This window comes from Bartonella sp. MR100HLJHH, assembly GCF_042194215.1.
Classification (GTDB): Bacteria; Pseudomonadota; Alphaproteobacteria; order Rhizobiales; family Rhizobiaceae; genus Bartonella; species Bartonella grahamii.
The window spans coordinates 1-592 of the sequence record NZ_JBHIMR010000107.1; the positions used below are offsets into that span (position 1 = coordinate 1).

At 39.5% G+C, this 592-nt stretch carries 1 protein-coding gene; it reads right to left on the bottom strand.

All coding sequences use genetic code 11. The features are described 5' to 3' along the window. Window positions 1-422: toxin-activating lysine-acyltransferase (locus tag ACFIJ7_RS09790; protein ID WP_375645219.1), on the bottom strand; the 422-nt coding region annotated here is incomplete at its 3' end. Window positions 423-592 lie beyond the last annotated feature (170 nt).

A 592-nucleotide genomic window follows, 5' to 3' on the forward strand; every position in this document is an offset into this window, starting at 1 on the left:
ATTTTCCGTATTCCACCATCTTCATTACGCCGAACAGCGTAGCAATAATGCTGATTAGGAAACACATGCCGCTGCATGTCACGTACCATACCAGCAGCATGTCCATAGGGTGCCACACAATCAATAAACCACATATATTCTCCGCCTTGCCAATCCGCATCGGACAAAAGCTCTCCCTTTTCAAGCATAGATTGATGATTTTTTTCATCTAAAAAAGCCCAAGTGATAAAGGCGCAAAATTCTCCACGTTCATTTTTATAGAGTTTATATTGCCCAGTCTGTAAAGCTGGTCCTAAATTTCGTTCGATATCCCAGATTCGCCAGCGGCGGTATAAGGGAGATGTAAGCATTAAAACAACCATAGCTCCTAACGCTGTAAGAGGATCTATGAGTGAAGGTGATGAATTTTCATTTACAGACATTATCTTTCCTTTAGAGATTGTTCTAAAATTTTGGTGATAGGTTCAAAGAAATAAGAAATGAGCCGCCGTTTTGAGGTAATGACATCCGTTGTCACAGTCATGCCAGGGATAAATTTAAGATGTTTGTTATTCAAAGTGATGTGATCTTGGTCAATTTTGATTAAAACAGC